We start from the raw sequence: 21,964 nt of genomic DNA, 5'->3' as shown, positions 1-21,964 counted from the left end.
TTTCATAGTATACTGTGCAACAGTCCTAGATAAACGTTTTCTTCTCTCTTTATCGTTAATAGTTTATCCATTTATCATTAATTTTAGGTTTTATTCATGTTCACATCCGAAATAGGTTCATTAAGTAAACTCACCGCACAGCTCGATTCTCAAGGAAATATTCAATATCAATTACCTATTGGTGAGCAAAGTATTCCTTTGAATGAACTTATTGGTAAACATATTACACTTGAACATGTTGGTACTATTAATTGCAGTCATTGTGGTAGAAAGACCAAAAAGAGTTATTCACAAGGTTTTTGTTATCCGTGTATGCAAAAACTAGCGCAATGCGATATGTGTATTATGAAACCAGAAACCTGTCATCATCATTTAGGCACTTGCCGTGAACCTGAATGGGGTACCAAAAACTGTTTTGTTCCTCATTATGTTTATTTAGCAAATAGTTCAGGTTTGAAAGTAGGAATTACAAGGCACACACAAATACCAACTCGGTGGATTGATCAAGGTGCAATACAGGCCTTACCTATATTTAAAGTGGCTTCTAGAATTCAATCAGGGTTAGTAGAAGTTGCACTTTCTGAGTTTGTTGCTGATAAAACTAACTGGCGGGCAATGTTAAAAGGTTCGCCTGAAAAAATAGATCTAAAAGCTAAAGCTGAAGAGTTAAAACCTAAAATAGCTCAAAAGCTGGCTGATATTGCCTTAAAATATGGTGAAGATGCCGTTGAATCATTAGAAAGTGAGGTTGTCGAACTACATTACCCCGTGCAGGAATATTTAGAAAAAATCAGCTCATTTAATTTTGATAAAACACCTGTAGTGTCGGGAGTTTTGCTAGGAATTAAAGGGCAATACCTTATTTTTGATAAAGGTGTTATAAATATGAGAAAGTTTACTTCTTATCATATTAGTATTAAGTGGAGTTAACCTTTATTCTATTAATAAGTTAGCTGTGATTTACTCACGTTTTCTACTACAATTTAGTTACTGGTTGTTTAATCTTAGTCATTTTGGAGATAGTGTGATGAATGCATTTGAATGTGCAGAAAATGCTGAAGAGGTTTTTGTTCTTTCTGATTCATTTACTCGTATTAAAGAATTAATTGATAATGACTCATCGACCATTGATGATATTGCCGAGATTATTATTTTAGATCCTACACTCTCGATAACCATTCTTAAATTAGCTAACAGTTCTTTTTTTAATTACCCCGGTAAGATCGAAACCATTTCAAAAGCTGTGTTAGTACTAGGTATAACAGAAGTATATAACTTAGTTATCGCTTACTTTACAACTGATGCGTTTAAATCTATTTCTGCAGCTCCTGAGTATTTAGATAATTTTTGGGAACAAGCGGTGGATTGTGCGTTAATCATCAAATTTTTAGGTGTAGAATTAAATGTGATTAATGCTGAGCGCTTATTCATATTAGGTTTATTACATAATATTGGTGAATTAGCTGTTCATCAAAGTATGCCAAGTAAAATTAAGGCATGTAACTCGATTACTACTTCTGAATTTCCATGGGATAAACAACAGAGCATTATTGATTTTACCTATGGGCAATGTAGTGGTGAATTACTTAAACAATGGCAATTACCTTATAGCTTAATTGAGCCTATACGTAGTCAAGATGAATATGATGTTGAACATGCCACTGTTGAAGCTAAACTGTTGTATTTATCTAAGCGTGTCATGCTATTAAATTATCAATGTAAAACTCATAAACCCTCTTCATTGATAAAAAAAGATATTTTAACTGATTTAAATGTTTCTCCAAAAATGATTGTTGCGGCTAATCATTTTTGTAATATCGAGCGATTAAGTATTTTATCGATTTTATCGCCAGGCTCTGCATTTGTTTATTAAAAGTGATAGCTGAATACTTCTTTTGATAATACTTTTAGTTCTAATAGGGATCTATACCTTGAATAGTAGAGGTATAGGTTACAATCTTCTTTATTAAACTTCCTCTAAATGTTCACTTTTTCTACTTTTTTACAATCCTTTATTTATGTGCACCAACTTATGTCAACTTGCCCTTAGTGTGTGTGTTTTTGGTGCAATAATTAAAGATGTAAATCCACAAAACCCACTATCTATATGTTTTTTATATGATTAATTCTTTGGCATGTGATTTGTATAGTACTTATTAAACAAAAATAGGGGTACATACATGAAAATAGTTAATGCAATTATAAAGCCTTTTAAGCTTGACGATGTTCGCGAAGCGATATCTGAAATAGGTGTTGAAGGTCTTACCGTAAGTGAAGTTAAAGGTTTTGGTCGTCAGAAAGGGCATACAGAACTTTATCGCGGCGCTGAATATCAAGTAGATTTCTTACCTAAAGTGAAATTAGAAGTTGCTGTAAATGACGATATAGTTGATCGCTTGGTTGAAGTGATCACTAAAGCCGCTTATACCGGTAAAATTGGCGATGGTAAAATTTTCGTTTACAACTTAGAACAAGCTGTACGTATTCGTACTGGCGAAAACGATGCTGAAGCACTTTAAGGGGTAAGTCATAATGGAACAAAATATTTTTCAACTTCAATATGCAATGGACACTTTTTACTTTTTAGTATGTGGTGCATTGGTTATGTGGATGGCAGCTGGTTTCTCTATGTTAGAAGCTGGTTTAGTAAGAGCTAAAAATACAGCTGAAATTTTAACTAAAAATATAGCCTTGTATTCTATATCTTGCATTATGTATTTAGTCATTGGTTACGACATTATGTATGGTGGTGGTGTATTTTTAAGTGGAATTGAACTAGATGGTGCTGCGAATGCTGATGCTTTAGTCTCAACTGTGTTAGCTGAATCTGCTGAAGCTGGTTTTGATGGCGGTTCAGTATACGCAAATGCGTCTGACTTTTTCTTCCAAGTAGTATTTGTTGCTACTGCAATGTCAATTGTATCTGGTGCTGTTGCTGAACGTATGAAGCTTTGGGCTTTCCTAGCATTTACTGTTGTTTTAACTGGTTTTATCTACCCTATGGAAGGTAGCTGGACTTGGAACGGTGAATCTGTATTTGGTTTATACACTTTAGGTGACTTAGGTTTCTCTGATTTTGCTGGTTCGGGTATTGTTCACATGGCGGGTGCTGCTGCTGCTTTAGCAGGTGTTCTTTTACTTGGTGCTCGTAAAGGCAAATATACTGCTGACGGTAAAGTAAACGCTATTCCAGGTGCTAACTTACCAATGGCTACATTAGGTACATTTATTTTATGGATGGGCTGGTTTGGTTTTAACGGTGGTTCTGTATTAAAACTGGGTGATATTGCAAGCGCAAACTCAGTAGCTATGGTCTTTTTAAATACTAACGCTGCTGCTGCTGCAGGTGCAATTGCTGCATTATTATTTGCTAAAATCTTATTTAAGAAAGCTGATTTAACTATGTGTTTAAACGGTGCATTAGCAGGTCTAGTTGCTATTACTGCTGAACCTTCTACACCTACACCATTACAAGCAACAATTTTCGGTGCTATCGCTGGTGTTATCGTAGTGTTATCTATTCTTGCTTTAGATAAAGTTAAGATTGATGATCCTGTAGGTGCTATCTCTGTTCACGGTGTGGTTGGTTTATTCGGTTTATTATTAGTGCCGGTAACTAACGATGGTTCTTCATTCAGTGGTCAGTTAATTGGTGCTGCTACTATCTTTATTTGGGTATTTGTAACAAGTTTCATTGTTTGGTTTGTATTGAAAATGGTTATGGGTATTCGTGTAACAGAAGAAGAAGAATATGAAGGGGTTGATAAATCTGACTGTGGTATGGAAGCATACCCAGAGTTTACACGCGGACAATAACGTGTAATTTTAATAACACTTTCCAAAGCAGCCCTAGGGCTGCTTTTTTTTATTTCACAATAATAAAAGTGATATAACTTAATCAATAGTATCGGTGGTAAGTATAACGAGGCGAATCGTTTTTTTATGGATATGTTAGAGAAAAAATACAATGCGATGTGGGAAACATCACAAGCGCATTTTGCAGATCAAGGTGTAGATATAGATCCTAATCTTTATTCAAATTACGATAATAGGAAAGGGATCACCGTTATTGCTAAGTTTTCATCAGACTTAGGTGTTGAGATTAATCAGCTTTTTGAAAAATTAAAATGTATAGAACCAAAGCAATATTATTATTCAGAAAACGAGTTGCATTTAACTGTTTTATCTTTGATTTCGTGTAACGAGAACTTCACAATAGAACAAATAAATATTAATCAATACAAGTCGCTAATATCTGAGTCTGTGGTGGGTATAAAACCATTTGAAGTTCGCTTTAAAGGAATAACTGCATCTTCATCTTGTATTATGCTTCAAGGCTTTCCGTTGGATGATTCACTATTATACTTAAGAAATAACCTGCGTAAGATATTTGCTCAATCAGGCTTGTTTAATACAATAGATGAACGTTATAAAATTGATACTGCACATAGTACAGCCATTCGTTTTCGACATAAATTAGAGCAGATGAAAGAATTTATTCAGTTATTAGAACAATTTAGAAAATTAGACTTAGGTGTTTTGCACGTAAAGGAATTACAATTAGTTTATAATGATTGGTATCATAAAGAAGACAACACAGTTATTTTGTCTACAATAAAATTATAATTAAACATATATCTATGTCAGCTGTAATGCGCAGAAACTCACAGTTTGAGGTGGTATAATAAATAATAAAACTTTGTTAAAACAAAGTAATGAAATAGGTGAATAAGATTTTATGGCTAGAGAGCAATTTGGTATTTGTGCAGAACCTAATTTGCATGGGAGTTATTTACTGTTTAATGTTTTAGATGATAAAAACGATCATTTACGTCAAGCATTATCAAGATTGCCTGCTTTACTTGATAAATACGCAGACCGGTTTTCTGAGGCTAATCTTATTGGTGTTTTTGCTATTGGTGCGGGTTATTGGGATGAGTTTTATTCTAAAGCTCGCCCTAAAGAACTGACTAATTTTCCCTTAATGGCTTGTGAAGATCGTATTGCTCCGGCAAATAATTATGATCTTTATATAGAAATTAGAAGTGACAGATTAGATGTAAATCACATTGTTAGCACTAAAGTGTGTGCTTTATTAGATGACAGTGTTGAATTAGTGGAACAAGTACGAGCTTTTCGTTTTCTTGACGGAAGAGACTTAACTGGCTTTGTTGACGGCACTGAAAACCCGAGAGGTCAACATAGAAGGGAAATTGCTCTAGTAAGCGAGGCTGACGATGAAAACTTTTCAGGTGGAAGTTATTTACACATTCAGCGTTATCGTCATAACTTAAATTTATGGAATACTTTAGAGGTTAAAGCACAAGAAGATGTTTTTTCTCGAACCAAAATAGACAATGAAGAATACAGTACAGAAAACAAGTTACCGACTTCTCATATTAAACGCACAGGTTTAAAAGATGATAATGGTAATAGTATCGAAATATTAAGACAAAGCATGCCGTACGGAGATATCAAACATCAAGGGCTATTTTTTGTATCTTATTGTCAATCGCCAAAACCTTTTGAAATGATGTTGAAAAGTATGATTTTTGGCGATGAAGATGGTCACTTTGATCACATGCTTAAATATACACAAGCTGAAACAGGGGCTGCTTTTTTTGCTCCAAGCTTAAGTTTTCTGGAAAAATTGGCTGATTAATTTTACTAAAATAAGAACTTCAGCTCAGATATGCATAACTATTTATCGTTATGCAATTTAAACATGAGTGAAGATGTTTTTTAATTATTAAGGTAAGTTCTTCGAGAATAATGTTTTTAATTTGGCAATGGTTTTTTTAATAGTAGTCACATTGGTTGGCGCTATAAATATTGTGTCATCTCCGGCAATAGTTCCTAATACGCCATCACTTTTACTTAAGCTATCTAATAAACGCGCAATTAACTGAGCAGCACCAGGACTCGTTCGTATAATAATCATTACATCATTATGTTCAATATCTAATACAAGTTGTTTTAGAGGGCTTTTAGCTGTTGGCACACCTAATTCAGCCGGTAAACAATAAACCATTTCTTGGCGTGCATTACGAGTTCTTACTGCACCAAATTTACTGAGCATTCTTGAAATTTTTGATTGACTAATATTATCAAAATCTTGGGCCTTTAGTGCATCAACAATTTCACCTTGAGAGGCAAACTGTTCTTGTTTAAGTAGTTCTTTAAAGGCTTGTATTAACGCTTCTTGTTTCAATTGTTCCGCCATGATTTATTATTCTGAAATTGAGTAAATTAAAGGTTGTTAAGTGTTATAACAACAACTTACCTGAATAAACATATTAGTATATGTGTTTTTAATAAAAACGTCATTAAACTATAAGCTATATCGTATATTTCTTAATAATAATTGTTTTTTTATGACCAATACTATATCTTTCGTGCATCAGTATTTACGTATTTACTCAAATAACGGAGACACCACATGAAAGTTGCTGTTCTAGGCGCTGCTGGCGGTATTGGCCAAGCGTTATCTTTATTATTAAAAACTCAATTACCAGCGGGTTCTGAATTATCTTTATATGATGTTGCACCAGTTGTTCCAGGTGTAGCGGTTGATCTAAGCCATATCCCAACAGCAGTTAAAGTTGAAGGTTTTGGTGCTGACGCTTTAGGTGATGCATTAACTAAAGCTGATATTGTATTAATTCCAGCAGGTATGCCACGTAAGCCAGGTATGGATCGCTCTGATTTATTTGCAGTAAACGCAGGTATTATTAAAACATTAGCTGAAGGTATAGTTGCAAACTGCCCTAAAGCATTAGTGGGTATTATTACTAACCCAGTAAATGGTACTGTGCCAATTGTTGCTGAAGTATTTAAAGCCGCAGGTACTTACGATAAAAATCGTGTATTTGGTATTACAACACTAGATGTTATTCGTAGTGAAGCGTTTGTTGCTGAACTTAAAGGCTTAAATGTTGCTGATGTTAAAGTTCCAGTAATTGGTGGCCATTCAGGTACTACTATTTTACCTCTACTTTCACAAGTTGAAGGTGCTACTTTCACTGATGAAGAAGTTGCAGCATTAACTCCTCGCATTCAAAATGCAGGCACTGAAGTTGTGAATGCTAAAGCTGGTGGTGGTTCTGCTACTTTATCTATGGGTGCTGCTGCTGCTCGTTTTTGTATGTCTTTAGTGAAAGGTATCCAAGGCGAAGACGTTGTAGATTATGCATACGTTGAAGGTAATGGCGAAGATGCACAATACTTTGCTCAACCTGTACGCTTAGGTCCTAACGGCGTTGTTGAATTATTACCTTACGGTGAATTAAGTGCATTTGAGCAAAAAGCGAAAGAAGATATGCTTGATACACTTAAGAGTGACATTAAAGAAGGTATTGATTTTATCAATGGCTAACATTATTAAAAATGTAAGTTAATTTCTTTATGAAAAACCAGTCAATGACTGGTTTTTTTTATTCTTTTTTAAATTTATTTCGCTTCTATTATTGATGTATTTAATACAAAGTTATTTTAGTGTCTTTGTTTTTTAAATTAATCCAAGTGAAATTAAAATAGTGTAAATTTCTTTTTATATTCATTTTTTACTTCTCTATTATTCGGGTTTAGGCTATCAAATTACGCATTGTATTTGTCTGTTAAGTATTGTAAATTCTCACCATGTTAACGTTAACATGGTGAGAGCCTGAATTAGATGAGTCACCTTTACGTATATTGTTCTTTATAGAGACATAATAATGATCAAAAAAGTTTTAATAATATTTTTTATAAGTACGTGTATAGCATTGACCGCTTGTTCTGTTGAACTTGGTTCTTCACCACAAGAACTAACAACTGAAAAAAAACCTAATATTCTTTGGATTATAACTGACGACCAACGACCAGACTCTATTTCGGCTTACAATCAAGCTGTTTATGGTAGTAAAAATAGTCCATTAGGTTATGTTGAATCCCCAAATGCTGACAAACTTGCAGCGGAAGGCGTGTTGTTTACTCAGGCATTTAACAATTCGCCTGCTTGTGGTCCATCACGGGGATCCATACATTCAGGAAGGTACCCATTTAGAAATGGTCATTATGCTTTTGAATTAACTCATCAAGAACCTGATTTTGTTAAGCCTACTGTGTCTCAAACAATGAGAAGTAGTGGTTATTCGACCTCTTCTTTTGGAAAGGTGGATAGCTATATATACAAATGGGGCCCTGGCCAAGGTTTTCATGATGCTAAGTTATTTGATTATAAAATTCATTTTAAGCATGACATTCAAAAAAATGGCTTTGGGGATATATATACTAAAGCTGGGTACAATGAGAAGAACGAAATTACAGGCTATACAGAAAATATTTTGTACGCTAATGGTGATAAAAGGTCGTATTATTTAAAACGCCAAGAAGGGCCATTAACAAAAGAAGATATTGCAGGGAAAAATCAATCAGATAAAGAGTTTAGCTTAATTCGTTCTTATACACGTGGCGGTAATAAAGAATTAATCTTGTCTGGTGTTAACCCTAAGCCAGCAGGTGAAACGGTTGATGGTTATATCGTTAAAGAGATGAAAAATTATTTAGAGAATCCCAATCAGATATTTAAAACTAGCTGGGGCGAAAAGGCACAAGGGGCAGATACTTCAAAGCCACAATTTATCAACTTAGGTTTTCATTTACCTCATACGCCAGTATTACCACCAAAATCATTTCGAGATCGTTTTAAAGACAAAGTTTACAATATTCCTGATTTTGATAAAAAAGCAGAGCTCGGCAAGTTACCTCCGCAGTTACTACAACTTTATAAAACGATGAAGGTTGATAGTTTTACTGATGAAGAAAAACAAAAAGCTATTCAAGATTATTATGCTTTTTGTGCTTATGGCGATTACTTAATGGGTGATGCTATTGAAACGTTCAAAAAATACAGCATTGATAATAATCAAGAATATTTAATTATTTTCACGGTAGGTGACCATGGTTGGCATCTAGGTGAGCAAGGTATTGAAGCTAAATTTGGTCCTTGGGTACAATCAGTTAACAATGCTGCAATTGTTGTTTCTTCTAATAAAAATCTTATTCCATCGCATCAGGTTAATCATGACTTAGTTGAGTTTGTAGATTTTTCTCCTACGATTTTAAATGCTGCTGGTGTTAATACCGCTGATAATCAATTCGATTATTTAGATGGCGTTAACCTTGTTGATGTAATGAATGGCAAAATTAAAAGAGACTATATTTTAGGTGAAATTAATCTTGTTTATGGTCCGCGCGCATACATGCATACAGACCGCTTCCGCTTTTCTATGCGAACCCGTCCACATAACAATAACAACCTTAGATCTGAGCAGTTAGGTAAAGATATTAAATGGGGGTTAACTGCGCCAAATGAAAAAGTGGAATTGGCTTTATATGACTTAAAATACGATCCTCTTGAAAGAAATAATGTTGCTGATAATAAAGAATATCAAGCCCTTGCTAAATGGTTTAGAAATAAATTAGGCAATATTGTATTGGGTGATGGTCGAATAGAAGCTGATTGGTCACAAGCAAATGTTTATCATTTTAGTGACTTTTCTAAAGGTGCCGATGATAAAAAGGCGGATATTCCTGCTGAAATAATACCAAACTAGTTTAAATAGTTAGTAATAAATAGGAACTAAAATGTTCAAGAGATTAACAACATGGTCATGTCTAGCTACAATTTTATTGATACAAGGGTGTCAGACCAATGCTTCTACGGATAGTCAATTAGCTAGTCCAATAAAAGCTAACTTGCCAGCGTTAAAAAAAGTAACTAAACAGCCTAATATTCTCTGGATTATTACTGATGATCAGCGTGCTGATTCAATTGCTGCTTTCAATCGTGATCAACGTGGAGAAAATGCGAGTGCATTAGGATATGTAGAATCGCCAAATATTGACAAGCTTGCGCAAGAGGGCGTTATGTTTACTCATGCCTACAATAACTCGCCAGCATGTGCGCCATCTCGTAGTTCAATGATCATGGGATTGTACCCACATCATAGCGGTCGCTTTGGTTTTGAACGAACACATGATCAGCATGATTTAATGACTAAACCTATTCCTGTGGCATTACGTGATAAAGGCTATCAAACGGCATTATTCGGCAAGCAAGGTGTTCGAATTTATGAATATAAAAATGGTAATACATGGAATAGTTTAGGTTTTTACGACACGGTAGTGGATATGAAAAATGATCTTGCTCACAATAACTTAACAGATTTTGTGAAAATTGATCACTTTGATAAAGAATGGAAACATATAGGAAAAACAGAGCGTTTTATTTTCCCTGAAGAACGTGTTGTTAATCTACCGGTTAATAAAGGTTTTGATTCATCAACATCCGCCATTGATAAAGAACTCGATATTCTACGATCTTATACTCGTTCTCAAGAAACGCTTATTATTGGTGGTGTTAGCTCTAAACCTGCTGGTGAAACATTGGACGGCTATATTTTAAAGTCGTTTCAACAATATCTAAGTAATCAAAATCAGTCTTATCAAACCGATTATAATAAAAAGTTGTCTGGGCCAAATACATCTAAACCTTTGATGGTTAACTTGGGATTTCATTTTCCTCATACACCAGTATTACCGCCAAAATCATTCCGCGATAAGTTTAAAAATAAACATTACGATGTACCTGATTTTAGCCGCGATGAATTGAAGAAATTACCTCCACAATTAAGGACCGTATTTAATCGTTTAAAAACAGATGAATTAACACCTGAAGAGAAACAACAAGCTATTGCTGATTATTATGCTTTTTGTGCATATGGAGACTATTTAATTGGACAAGCAGTTGAATCTTTTAAGGAATATAATAAGAAATTAGATCAAGAGTATTTAATCTTATTAACGGTTGGAGATCATGGATGGCAGTTAGGTGAGCAAGGTATAGAAGCGAAATTTTCACCATGGAACACTTCTAATCAAGGTATTATTATTGCGGTAGATTCAACTAAAAAGCGTTTTCCTCAAGGGCACGTATTTAATCAGTTCACTGAATACGTTGACATAGCTCCAACTTTATTAGGCGCAGCAGGGATTGATTTAGCCGCAGAAGGAAAGCATTTAGATGGCTTTGATTTAGCTCAAATTATTCGCGATAAAGAACTTAAAAGGGATTATGTTATTGGTGAACTTAATGTTTTTAATACTCCTAGAGCGTACCTTAGAGCAGAGCGATTTGCTTTTTCAATGAGAGTACGTAAAGAAAATGGTTTTCCTGGGCATGGCTATGAACCTGGTGAAAATATCAAGTGGGTATATTCTGCTTCAGCAGAACAAGTAGAAATGGCACTTTATGACTTACATTGTGATACGAACGAACAAAATAATGTCGCTTATGATAAAGCATATGAAAAAGTGGCTATAGCGCTTAGAAAAAAACTAACAGATATTATTGTTGGTGATGGTAGGGTTGAGGTTAATTGGCTCAAACCCAATAGATATTACGTAAGTGATTTCTCGATAGGTGCCCATGATAGAAAGCTTAATGGAGTAGAAAACTTATTTCCTAAAGAGTGTCATTAAAGCATGAAAATTACAGAGTCTGATGATGGCGCACAACAGACTCTGATAGGTAAAGGCAAAAGACTAATTAACTACTTCTATTAGCTGCAACATGAGCAAGTTCAATTAATGCTTGTTTGTATTGTGAATCAGGAAGCAAGTGTAACGAAGTTATAGCTTTATCGGCTTCTTCTTCCGCTTTTTTCTGCGTGTATTCTATTGAGCCTGTTTCTTTCATGGCGGTAAGAATCGCTTCTAGGTTATCCATGCCATTACCGTGCTCTATAGCATCTTTAATTAACTGTTTTTGGACTTCAGAACCCTGTTGCATAGCATAAAGTAGTGGTAGTGTAGGCTTGCCTTCCGATAAATCGTCACCTACATTTTTTCCCATTTCTTTCGAGTCAGCGGTATAGTCCATAATATCGTCAACAAGTTGAAAAGCAGTACCTAAGTGCTTGCCGTAATTAAGCATTGCAAGCTCTATTTCTTCAGACTGTTCTGATACTACAGCAGCTAAACGAGTGGCAGCTTCAAACAATTTTGCAGTTTTACAATAAATAACTTCTAAGTAACTTTCTTCAGTTGTATCAGGATCGTTACAATTCATTAATTGTAACACTTCGCCTTCAGCAACAATATTTGTAGCGTCAGACAAAATATCCATAATTCTCATATTATTGAGTTTTGTCATCATTTGAAAAGAACGTGTATATAAAAAATCACCCACGAGTACGCTAGCACTATTCCCAAATAATGCATTGGCTGTTTCACGTCCTCTACGCATATTAGACTCATCTACCACGTCATCATGCAATAGGGTAGCTGTATGTATAAATTCAATAATGGCAGCAATAGAAATATGTTCATTTCTATCATAACCTAATGCTTTTGCAGCTAAAACGGTTAACATTGGGCGCATACGCTTACCGCCACCGTTCACAATATAAATACCTAATTGATTAATTAAAGCAACGTCTGATTGAAGCTGTGAGTAAATTAGGTCATTAACCAATGACATATCATCATGGGCAAGTTGTTGTATGTTTTTGAGATCCATAAAGCGTAGAAAGTAACCTGTTTTTCGTGATAAAATTTATGCGAGATTGTGGATGAGTTTACACGATCTTACGATAGAATGAAGCGCACAATGTTGACTCTTTTACACCTAATAGAAAATAATTAAAAATGATCGCTTTTATGCTTGCCCTTATAGGTTTCTTCGAGTAGAATTCGCGCCCTATATTTTAAAAATTAAGCGTCATACTAAATGATGGCGCAGTTCGGAGTAGCTATGTACGCGGTATTCCAAAGCGGTGGTAAGCAGCATCGTGTAACCGAAGGTCAAACCCTTCGTCTGGAAAAACTTGAACTTGAAGTTGGTTCTTCAGTTGAGTTTGAAAATGTTTTAATGATCGCCGATGGCGAAGCTATTAATGTAGGTGCACCTTACATTGCTGGTGGTAAAGTTGTGGCTGAGATCGTATCTCAAGGCCGCGCTGATAAAGTTAAAATTGTTAAATTTAAACGTCGTAAACATTCACGTAAGCAAGCGGGCCATCGTCAATGGTTCACTGAAGTGAAAATTACTGGTATTAACGGCTAATAGGAGCACTATAACATGGCACATAAAAAGGCTGCAGGTAGTACACGTAACGGTCGCGATTCAGAAGCTAAACGCCTAGGTGTTAAACGTTTCGGTGGTGAATCAATTTTGGCTGGTAACATCATTGTTCGTCAACGTGGAACTAAATTTCACCCAGGTACTAACATGGGTATCGGCAAAGACCATACATTATTTGCTTTAACTGACGGTAAAGTTCAGTTTGAAGTTAAAGGTCCTAAGAGCCGTAAATTTGTAAGTATTGTTGCTGAGTAGTTTTATTTAATAACAATCAAAATTGTTCTAAAACCCGCAGCTAGCGGGTTTTTTTTTGTATAAAATATTGTAAGCAATGAAAATAGCTTATAATACCAAACGTATTAATCAATTGATCATTTAGACGAGTATAAATGATCAATTGGTTATTGCGATTGGTATAATGCACATTGAATGATTACTCACTAAATAGTGAATTGATTATTGCAATGAGTATAATAGATATAACTAAGCATCACTTGGAGTGCCTAACTGAAATGAAATTCGTTGATGAAGTTGAAATTAGAGTTGAAGCTGGAGACGGCGGAAACGGCTGCGTTAGCTTTCGAAAAGAAAAATATATCGAATTTGGTGGCCCTAATGGCGGCGACGGCGGAGACGGCGGTGATGTTTATTTAGTAGCAGATGAAAATTTAAATACACTAATTGATTACCGCTTTGAACGTTTTCATAGAGCAAAACGTGGAGAAAATGGACGTAGCCGAGATTGTACAGGTAAAGGTTCTCCTGCTTTAGAGCTTAAGGTTCCCGTAGGAACTCGTACTATTGATATGGATACGGGCGAGCAAATTGGAGATTTAACCACTCATGGCCAAAAGTTATTAGTGGCTAAAGGTGGTTGGCATGGTTTAGGTAATACTCGATTTAAAAGTAGTACTAACAGAGCTCCTCGTCAAAAAACTGATGGAACACCAGGTGAAATTAGAAACCTACAACTTGAGTTGCTTTTATTAGCAGACGTTGGGTTATTAGGACTGCCTAATGCAGGTAAGTCAACTTTGATCCGTAGCGTATCTGCAGCGAAACCTAAAGTAGCTGATTACCCATTTACTACGTTAGTACCAAATTTAGGTGTAGTACGATTAGATACTCAGCGTAGTTTTGTTATTGCTGATATTCCTGGATTAATTGAAGGTGCTGCAGAAGGTGCTGGTTTAGGAACACAGTTCTTAAAGCATTTAGAGCGTTGTCGTATATTACTCCATGTTATTGATGTACTACCTGCTGACGGTTCAGATCCACTTGAGAATGCAAAAACTATTATTAGCGAGCTGGAACGTCATTCTCCAAAGTTAGCCAGTAAACCTAGATGGATAGTTTTTAATAAATTAGATTTATTATTAGAAGAAGAAGCTAAAGAAGTTACTGATAGAATTCTTGAAGGTTTAGCATGGGAAGGTGATGTTCAGAGTATCTCTGCTTTTAACAAAACAGGGACTGAAAAGCTTTGTTATAATGTAATGGATTTTATCGATGCATTACCAAAAGAAGTTGAAGAAGAAATTATTGATGGTAAGTCGGTAGAATTTAAGTGGGATACGTATCATGAAGATGCGATGTCTGATTTAGATGACGACTTAGACGATGAAGATTGGGATGAAGACGAATACGATGTTGAAGTGGAATATCGTAAATAGTTATTTTAATCTATCACTTAATAAAGGTGCATAAGTAGTAATACAGGCACCTTTTTTATTAACTTAAATTCAAGTTACTTATAATTTACTTAATACAGAATCCTAATATGACCATACTTTCTATGATAGTTGCTACTGCTAATAATCGTATTATTGGCAAAGACAATGATATGCCTTGGCATTTACCGGCTGATCTTGCTTACTTTAAAAAAACAACCTTAGGTAAACCGGTGATCATGGGACGTAAAACTTATGAATCGATAGGGCGGCCCTTACCGGGTCGACGTAATATTGTTATCTCTCGTGATATTAATTATAAAGCTGAAGGCGTTGATATTGTAACTACAGTTGATGCTGCGTTAGGCTTAGTAGAGGGAATTGAAGAGGTTATGGTGATAGGTGGTGGTGCAATATACCAACACTGTTTACCTGCGGCACATCGTTTGTATATTACTCATATAGAGGCGGATATTGAGGGAGATACTCAATTTCCATTTTATGATGAAAATGTTTGGAAAAAAGTTGTTAGTAATAAATTTTTAGCCGATGAAAAAAATCAATATAATTTAGATTTTTGTGTGTATGAAAAAAGCTAATACTAACCCTGCTTTATTAGACAATAAAAAACCGCTGATTTAGCGGTTTTTTATTGTCTAATTATTGTTGAGCGTTTCTTACAACTTAAACTCTTGTACTGATTGCTGTAATTCTTCTGCAAGTTTAGCCACTTCATTGCTTGATTCAGCTGTTTGTTTAGAGCCTTCGGTTGTTTGTTCTGCAATCGCAACGATAGATTCTAAATTACTGCTTATTTCATGTGCTACCGTGCTTTGTTCTCCGGCAGCTGTCGCAATTTGAGATGAGCGATCATAAGCTTCGTGTACGGCATGTGTAATAATTTCTAAAGCTTTATCAGCTTCTTCACTTTGTTTTACACAATTAGACGCTTGCATTTTACCCGTATCCATAACTGATACTGCTTTTTCAGCCCCTGTTTGAAGGGCAGTGATCATGGTTTGAATTTCTTGAGTTGATTCTTGTGTTCTACTTGCAAGTGTACGAACTTCATCAGCAACAACAGCAAAGCCTCGACCATGTTCGCCTGCTCGTGCGGCTTCAATAGCAGCATTTAATGCTAATAGGTTAGTTTGGTCTGCTATGCCTCTAATCACGTCAAGAATACCACCAATTGAAGCGCTATCTTGTTGTAACTGATTAATTACTTGAGAAGCATCTTCTACTTCACTTGCTAATGTTTCAATCGTGTGGCGATTTCGTTCTGAAATAACTTTTACGCGTTCAGCTTCATCGTCTGCTTGTTTAATTTCATTTAAAGCATCATTAGCGCTTGTTAATACACTTTGTGAAGTACTACTCATTTCTGTTGTTGCTGAGGCTGCTTGTTCAACTTGTGCTCTTTGTTCTTCAATCGCTGCACTACCCTGTGCTGTAACAGCTGAAGTTTGTTCTGCTGCTGTAGCCAATTGAGTTGAACGACTTACGATACCTTGGATTAGGGTACGTAAACTATCTATTAATAAATTACAGTTTTTAGCAAGCTGAGCAAATTCATCGTGGCCTGATTCATCAAGCTTTTTAGATAAATCGCCTGAAGCAACAACATTAAGCATTTCGTTAACTTTACTGAGTGGGCGAGTAATACTAATGAGTGTTGCCCAAGCAATACCCAAGGCAGATATAATAGATATAATCATGATAATGATAGTTTGTGTATTACCGTCCGAAACTGCTTGCTCTACAGATTGACCTGCTTTGTATGTAGTTTCATCAGCAAGTTTAACTTGATTCGTTAAAATCTCATTAACGGTATCAATTTCATATTCAGCAGAAGCTAAGCTTTTTGTTGCATTTTCTAAAGCTTGTATTTGTAATTTTTTATTATTAAAAATACTGTTATTGCCAGAAATAAGCGCGTAAATATCAACAAGAGAAGTAGACAGGTCGTTCGATATCTCGGTTAAGCCTAGTTGGTTAAGCTCGTTTTGAATTTCAATAATAGAGGTGTTAATTTCAGAAAGGTTACTTGATATTTCTTTTTCAATTATATTGACAGTTGTTGCATTAATTGTGTCTCTATACTCAAAAGAAGAACTAACAATACCATTAAAACGTGTTTCAATCGTTTCGCCTAAAGTAACAGCACGCTGTAACTTAGTATCTGCAAGATCGTGGTCTGCTAAATCAAGTAACATGGTAACAGAGTCGTCTGCTTTTTCTTCTAAAGAGTCTACTCTTTCTGTTAAAAGTGCTTTTTGCTCAATGGATATTTTTCTATTGGTATATACGCTAGTCACATCTTTTAGTAGAGCTTCGTATAATTCATCAACTTTTTCTAAGTTATCTAAAAGTGTTTGTTTGGATTTTACAACGGTTTTGAGATCATTTAGCTCGTTAGTAAATTCGGCTTCTGTAGTATTAAGTCTAGCCAATTCATTAGATAATGGCGTTAACTCGGTTAAGTAATAGCCTTTTAATGTTAAATTACCAATTTTTGATAATTTATTAGCTAACCTATTACTACCTTTTAATGTAGGAATCGCAACTTCATTTTGTTCTGTTGTTGAAGAGTGGATGGTATCTAAATTATTTAAAGAGATAAGACTTGTTGCTATTAAGAAAATAGAAATAATGGTAAAACCACCAATTATTTTTATCGCGACGGTTAAATTCATATATATCACCTGATAAAGTTACATCTAAATATTATTGTTATTATCGACTCGGATTGAGAAAAAATTAGTACTTAGACTAATATTTATCTTATAGTCAATTACTCTACCGTATTCACGAGTGAATTCAACTAATATGTATAATAGTAAAGGGAATTTAAAGAAATTTATTTTTTTTGGGTACATATGTTTGTGTAAATATGGTTTTGTCGTGCCAACGAAGTAAGGTTAAATGACTTCCCCAAACACAGCCTGTATCAAGCGCATACACATTACAATTTGAACATTCACCCATTAGCGCCGCCCAGTGACCAAAAATCCATTGTACATCTTTTAATTGATCCGACAGAGTAAACCAAGGTTTTAAATGCTTTGGAGCACTATTGGGTGTGTTTTTACAGTCAAAATCTAATGAACCATCTTCATGACAAAAGCGCATACGAGTTAATGCGTTTATAGTGTAACGAAATTTTTCTACGTCTGTTTTGGCTTTTTTCCAATTATTAGGATGTTCACCATACATTTTACTCAGCCATTCAATTCTTTTTTTAGACTTTATAAGCTTATGTGCTTTTTGCGCTTGTTTTAAAGCCACTTTAACTGACCACTGTGGAGAAAGTCCTGCATGCGACATATAGACTTCTTCGTTAGGCAATTTTTGTATCAGAGGTTGACTGGCTAGCCAATTCATTATGTTGTCAACATCAGGAGCATTGAGTACATCGGTTAAATGGTCGCGTTCTTTTACTTTTTTAAGTTTGTGATAGGTGGCCAGTAAATGTAAATCGTGATTGCCTAATACGACTTTAGCTGATGAACCCAGCGATATAAGAAATCTGAGGGTTTCAAGGGATTGTGTACCACGTGCAACCATGTCACCGGCTACCCAAAGTTCATCTTTGTTTTTATTAAATTCTACTTGTTTAAGTAAAAGAGATAACTCAGAGAAACATCCTTGAATATCTCCAACAAAATAAATAGCCATATTAGTGAATGATATTTGGTAGAGCTAATTGAAATACAGGAATATCGATAATGCTTGTATTTTGTTGATCATCAATAACTTGATAATAGCCTTGCATAGTCCCTAATGGGGTTTTAAGTAAACAACCACTTGTATAGGTGTAACTTGTGCCAGGGATAATATGAGGTTTTTCGCCGACGATACCTTCTCCTTCAACAGTCGTTGTTTCGCCGTTTGCATCAGTAATTAACCAATAGCGAGTTAACACTTGAAAAGCTTTATCTGTATTGTTGGTAATTGTAATTGTGTAACTAAATATAAAGCGTAAGTTTTCTGGATCTGATTGGTCGGGTATAAATTGTGTTTGTACCGTTATTGTCTCAAGCGCATTTTTCATGTTAGTCATAGATTATTTTATTTCAACTGGATTATCATAAAGGTAGTTAGCTAATTTAATAAAATCATCAACAGCTAAATTTTCAGGCCTTAAAGTAGGATCAATGTTCAGTTCTTGCAAAATCTCTACAGGTATTAATTTTTTAAAACTATTTCTGACTGTTTTTCTACGTTGGTTAAACGCTGTTAAACAAACCGTATTTAATAGTTTAATGTCTTTAACTGGATTTTTAATGACTTTATGAGGTACTAGTCTAACAATAGCTGAATCAACTTTAGGTGCCGGCGTAAAGTGTTCAGGGCCAATTTCCATTACAGGTATTACTTGGCATTGGTACTGTGTCATTATTGATAGTCGACCAAAAGACTTACTGTTTTCACCCGACGCCATGCGCTCTACTACTTCTTTTTGAAGCATAAAGTGCATGTCTTGAACGTTATCTTTAAACGTTAATAAATGAAAAATAAGGGGAGTAGAAATATTATAGGGTAAGTTACCAAATATTCTTAAAGGCTGGCCTTCTTTTATTAAACTTGAAAAATCAAATTTAAGGGCATCTTCTTCATAAATAGTTAGTTTAGGAGCTAAAAAGGGATGATGTCTTAAACGGTGAGCAAGATCTCTATCTAATTCAACAACAGATAAGTTTCCAGCACGCTCTACAACGGGCTCTGTTAATGCGCCTAATCCTGGGCCAATTTCTACCAAATTTTCATTAGGCTCTGGATTAATAGCGTCAACAATTTTTTCAATAACCACTTCATTATTAAGAAAATTTTGACCAAATCTTTTTTTTGCTTGATGGCCTAAATGTGTACTTGAATTCATTATTGATTATTCGCTAATTCGATGGCTGTTTTTAATGCTTCTATCATACTTCCAGCATCGGCTAAATTTTTACCGGCTAAATCTGTTGCGGTACCGTGATCAACAGATGTGCGAATAAAAGGTAAGCCTAATGTTATATTTACCGATGAGCCAAAGCCTTTATATTTTAGTACCGGAAGGCCTTGATCATGATACATACTTAATATGGCGTCGGCTTCTTTTAAGTACTTTTCTTGGAAGATGGTGTCAGCAGGCAATGGGCCTATTACATTGATACCTTCAGCTCTTAAAATATCTAATGTTGGGGTCATTACTTCAATTTCTTCTTTGCCTAAATGACCGCCTTCTCCTGCATGAGGATTTATACCACAAACATAAATAACAGGTTTTTCTATACCAAATTTGTTAACTAAATCGTGATGTAAAATAGTGGTAACGCGATGAAGCCTTTCACTGGTAATTGCTTTTGATACATAAGCTAAAGGTATATGAGTTGTTACTAATGCTACACGTAAACCTTCAGTTGCTAGCATCATCACTACATCAGAACAGTTTGCTTGATGTGCAAAATATTCAGTATGGCCACTAAACGCGATGCCTGATTGGTTAATTAAGCCTTTATGTACAGGACCTGTAACAACGGCGTCAAATTCACCTTTCATGTTTTTTTCGCAGGCAACTCTTAATGTCTCAACAACATAAGCGCCATTTGCTTGGTTAAGTTCACCAGCAATACAGTTTTCTGCTAATTCAACAGGTAAAATCGATAAAGTACCAGGCTGTGATGGTTGCGCCGGTTTTTCCTGATCATAAGTTATTAGCTTTAGAGGCAAGTTAAGTAAAGCTGCTCTTTCTTGTAAAAGCTGTGGTGAAGCAACGGCTACTAATTCAACTGGCCATGCCTTTTGAGCGATAGCTATTGCTAAATCAGGACCTATTCCTGCTGGTTCACCTGGAGTAATCGCTATGCGATGTACCATTATTGATTTCCTCTATCCAGAATTTCTATATAAGCTTCGTCGCGTGTTTCTTTCATCCAACGAGCGCTTTCCATACCAAATTTTCTGTTGTAAATAATATTATGAGCTTTGCGCGTGTTTGTTTCATCGGTAGCGTCTTGTGTTCTACGGCCCGTTAACTGAGCAATATGCCAACCAAAAGATGAACGGAAAGGCTTGCTGTATTCATCGATTTTAAGAGCGGCTAAAGCGTCACTAAAAGCAGGGTCGTAATTTTTAGGATCTGACCAGCCTAAATCACCGCCACGTACTGAAGTTGGACCTTCAGAGTATTCTTTAGCTAATTCTGCAAAGTCAGCTTCTCCTGCGGCAATCTTATCTAAAAGCCCTTGTAATGTGGCTTCTGCTTTAGCTTCACTCATGATCACTGAAGGTTTGATCAGAATATGTCTGGCTTTTACTTCTTCAACTTCAACAATTTCTTTACCGCGAATGTCTAATATTTTTACAATACTGAAGCCTAAACCTGTACGAATAGGTCCTAAAACCGTACCTTTTTCTTTGCCATCTACAAGCTCTGAAAATAATGTAGGCATTTCGTTTATCCCTTTCCAGCCAAGGTCACCGCCGTCTAGGGCTGTTGAGTCACCTGACGATGCAATCGCTATTTTAGTAAAGTCGCTACCACTATTAAGTAGTTCAATAACTTTTTCAGCTCGTTTTTTCTCTGACGTAATTTGTGCTTGGTCAGGTTCGCCCTGAAAAGCAATTAATATGTGCCCTAAGTGATATTCAATATTATTATTGGTTTGCTCTTTCATTAAACCCATTAAGTTATTGATTTCTTGGGGGGATACGTAAATTCTACGTCCAACGCCTGCGCGTTTTACTTCACCTGTAATAATTTCATTTCTGATATTTTCACGATAAACTTCATAATCTAAACCACTGTCGATGATCGTTTTACGAAATTGTTCTAACGTTAATTTATTTTCTTTTGCCATATTCGTTAACGTTTGATCAAGTTCAGCATCACTAATTTGTAGCCCCATACGTTCACCTATTTGCAAAATTAATTCGGTATTAATTAATTTATCAATAACTTGCGTACGTAAAGCTTTGTCTGAGGGAAGGCTTTGATTGTTTCTAGCTGATTGAGATTTAATATTTTCTATTAAGCTTTTTACATCAGACTCTAAAACAACGCCTTTATTGACTATAGCGGCTACTCGATCAAGTTCTACTTCCTTGGCATTAGCATGAAATGTACTACTTAATAAACAGGTTGTAATAAAGGTTAATGCTGATAATGTATTTTTCATATTCA

21 protein-coding genes are annotated in these 21,964 nt (G+C 35.3%); 13 read left to right on the top strand and 8 right to left on the bottom strand.

Going from position 1 to position 21,964, the window contains the following annotated elements; genetic code table 11:
- Nucleotides 1-96 precede the first annotated feature (96 nt).
- From AC0L5Q_RS10530 to AC0L5Q_RS10505, 6 genes are all read left to right on the top strand, one after another.
- Nucleotides 97-930, top strand: a complete 834-nt coding sequence (locus AC0L5Q_RS10530) for a DUF2797 domain-containing protein (protein ID WP_473607481.1) — start codon at nucleotides 97-99, stop codon at nucleotides 928-930.
- A 97-nt stretch (nucleotides 931-1,027) separates the two neighbouring features.
- Nucleotides 1,028-1,873, top strand: coding sequence for an HDOD domain-containing protein (locus tag AC0L5Q_RS10525; RefSeq protein ID WP_473618287.1), 846 nt, complete (start codon nucleotides 1,028-1,030; stop codon nucleotides 1,871-1,873).
- 307 nt (nucleotides 1,874-2,180) lie between these two features.
- A complete protein-coding gene (glnK, locus tag AC0L5Q_RS10520; RefSeq protein WP_076417128.1) occupies nucleotides 2,181-2,519 on the top strand; it encodes a P-II family nitrogen regulator in 339 nt (112 codons plus the stop codon).
- 13 nt (nucleotides 2,520-2,532) lie between these two features.
- Nucleotides 2,533-3,816 (top strand): ammonium transporter, encoded by a 1,284-nt coding sequence (locus AC0L5Q_RS10515; protein ID WP_473607474.1) that lies wholly within the window; start codon nucleotides 2,533-2,535, stop codon nucleotides 3,814-3,816.
- Nucleotides 3,817-3,942: 126 nt separating this feature from the next.
- Nucleotides 3,943-4,626, top strand: a complete 684-nt coding sequence (locus tag AC0L5Q_RS10510) for a 2'-5' RNA ligase family protein (RefSeq protein ID WP_473607470.1) — start codon at nucleotides 3,943-3,945, stop codon at nucleotides 4,624-4,626.
- A gap of 112 nt (nucleotides 4,627-4,738) precedes the next feature.
- Nucleotides 4,739-5,662, top strand: a complete 924-nt coding sequence (locus tag AC0L5Q_RS10505) for a Dyp-type peroxidase (RefSeq protein ID WP_473607467.1) — start codon at nucleotides 4,739-4,741, stop codon at nucleotides 5,660-5,662.
- An 87-nt stretch (nucleotides 5,663-5,749) separates the two neighbouring features.
- Here AC0L5Q_RS10505 and argR read toward each other — a convergent pair whose 3' ends face one another.
- Nucleotides 5,750-6,223, bottom strand: coding sequence for a transcriptional regulator ArgR (gene argR, locus AC0L5Q_RS10500; RefSeq protein WP_473607463.1), 474 nt, complete (start codon nucleotides 6,221-6,223; stop codon nucleotides 5,750-5,752).
- A gap of 216 nt (nucleotides 6,224-6,439) precedes the next feature.
- Between argR and mdh the strand changes: the two genes are divergently transcribed.
- The 3 genes from mdh (at nucleotide 6,440) to AC0L5Q_RS10485 (ending at nucleotide 11,523) form a co-directional block, all read left to right on the top strand.
- Nucleotides 6,440-7,375, top strand: a complete 936-nt coding sequence (mdh, locus tag AC0L5Q_RS10495) for a malate dehydrogenase (RefSeq protein WP_473607460.1) — start codon at nucleotides 6,440-6,442, stop codon at nucleotides 7,373-7,375.
- Between the two features lie 340 nt (nucleotides 7,376-7,715).
- Nucleotides 7,716-9,596 (top strand): sulfatase-like hydrolase/transferase, encoded by a 1,881-nt coding sequence (locus AC0L5Q_RS10490; protein WP_473607457.1) that lies wholly within the window; start codon nucleotides 7,716-7,718, stop codon nucleotides 9,594-9,596.
- A 31-nt stretch (nucleotides 9,597-9,627) separates the two neighbouring features.
- On the top strand, nucleotides 9,628-11,523 hold the full coding sequence (locus AC0L5Q_RS10485) for a sulfatase-like hydrolase/transferase (RefSeq protein WP_473607453.1): 1,896 nt from the start codon (nucleotides 9,628-9,630) through the stop codon (nucleotides 11,521-11,523).
- Between the two features lie 67 nt (nucleotides 11,524-11,590).
- Here AC0L5Q_RS10485 and ispB read toward each other — a convergent pair whose 3' ends face one another.
- Entirely contained in the window at nucleotides 11,591-12,562 is a 972-nt protein-coding gene (ispB, locus tag AC0L5Q_RS10480; protein WP_473607449.1) for an octaprenyl diphosphate synthase, read from the bottom strand.
- Between the two features lie 234 nt (nucleotides 12,563-12,796).
- Between ispB and rplU the strand changes: the two genes are divergently transcribed.
- From rplU to folA, 4 genes are all read left to right on the top strand, one after another.
- The gene (gene rplU, locus AC0L5Q_RS10475; RefSeq protein ID WP_076417121.1) at nucleotides 12,797-13,108 is read left to right on the top strand and encodes a 50S ribosomal protein L21; all 312 of its coding nucleotides are present in this window, start codon (nucleotides 12,797-12,799) and stop codon (nucleotides 13,106-13,108) included.
- A gap of 15 nt (nucleotides 13,109-13,123) precedes the next feature.
- Nucleotides 13,124-13,381, top strand: coding sequence for a 50S ribosomal protein L27 (gene rpmA / locus AC0L5Q_RS10470; RefSeq protein ID WP_076417120.1), 258 nt, complete (start codon nucleotides 13,124-13,126; stop codon nucleotides 13,379-13,381).
- Between the two features lie 257 nt (nucleotides 13,382-13,638).
- Nucleotides 13,639-14,799, top strand: coding sequence for an Obg family GTPase CgtA (gene cgtA, locus AC0L5Q_RS10465; protein ID WP_473607443.1), 1,161 nt, complete (start codon nucleotides 13,639-13,641; stop codon nucleotides 14,797-14,799).
- Between the two features lie 107 nt (nucleotides 14,800-14,906).
- Complete coding sequence (folA, locus tag AC0L5Q_RS10460) at nucleotides 14,907-15,395, top strand: type 3 dihydrofolate reductase (protein WP_473607441.1); 489 nt, start codon at nucleotides 14,907-14,909, stop codon at nucleotides 15,393-15,395.
- 78 nt (nucleotides 15,396-15,473) lie between these two features.
- On the opposite strand, the gene AC0L5Q_RS10455 is transcribed toward folA, so the two are convergent.
- The 6 genes from AC0L5Q_RS10455 to surA form a co-directional block, all read right to left on the bottom strand.
- Nucleotides 15,474-17,492 carry a methyl-accepting chemotaxis protein gene (locus AC0L5Q_RS10455; RefSeq protein WP_473607437.1) on the bottom strand — a complete coding sequence of 673 codons (2,019 nt, stop codon included), beginning with the start codon at nucleotides 17,490-17,492 and terminating at the stop codon, nucleotides 15,474-15,476.
- Between the two features lie 154 nt (nucleotides 17,493-17,646).
- The gene (locus tag AC0L5Q_RS10450; protein ID WP_473607434.1) at nucleotides 17,647-18,474 is read right to left on the bottom strand and encodes a symmetrical bis(5'-nucleosyl)-tetraphosphatase; all 828 of its coding nucleotides are present in this window, start codon (nucleotides 18,472-18,474) and stop codon (nucleotides 17,647-17,649) included.
- 1 nt (nucleotide 18,475) lies between these two features.
- The gene (apaG, locus tag AC0L5Q_RS10445) at nucleotides 18,476-18,859 is read right to left on the bottom strand and encodes a Co2+/Mg2+ efflux protein ApaG (RefSeq protein ID WP_473607430.1); all 384 of its coding nucleotides are present in this window, start codon (nucleotides 18,857-18,859) and stop codon (nucleotides 18,476-18,478) included.
- A 3-nt stretch (nucleotides 18,860-18,862) separates the two neighbouring features.
- Nucleotides 18,863-19,678: a 16S rRNA (adenine(1518)-N(6)/adenine(1519)-N(6))-dimethyltransferase RsmA gene (gene rsmA, locus AC0L5Q_RS10440; protein ID WP_473607426.1), complete on the bottom strand. Its 816-nt coding sequence runs from the start codon at nucleotides 19,676-19,678 to the stop codon at nucleotides 18,863-18,865.
- Nucleotides 19,678-20,658: a 4-hydroxythreonine-4-phosphate dehydrogenase PdxA gene (gene pdxA, locus AC0L5Q_RS10435; RefSeq protein ID WP_473607422.1), complete on the bottom strand. Its 981-nt coding sequence runs from the start codon at nucleotides 20,656-20,658 to the stop codon at nucleotides 19,678-19,680. The genes rsmA and pdxA overlap by 1 nt, the downstream gene beginning before the upstream one ends.
- Nucleotides 20,658-21,959, bottom strand: coding sequence for a peptidylprolyl isomerase SurA (surA, locus tag AC0L5Q_RS10430; RefSeq protein ID WP_473607418.1), 1,302 nt, complete (start codon nucleotides 21,957-21,959; stop codon nucleotides 20,658-20,660). The genes pdxA and surA overlap by 1 nt, the downstream gene beginning before the upstream one ends.
- Nucleotides 21,960-21,964 lie beyond the last annotated feature (5 nt).

This window comes from Pseudocolwellia sp. G5-9 (assembly GCF_055808995.1).
This window is presented reverse-complemented; position numbering and strand designations above follow the sequence as displayed.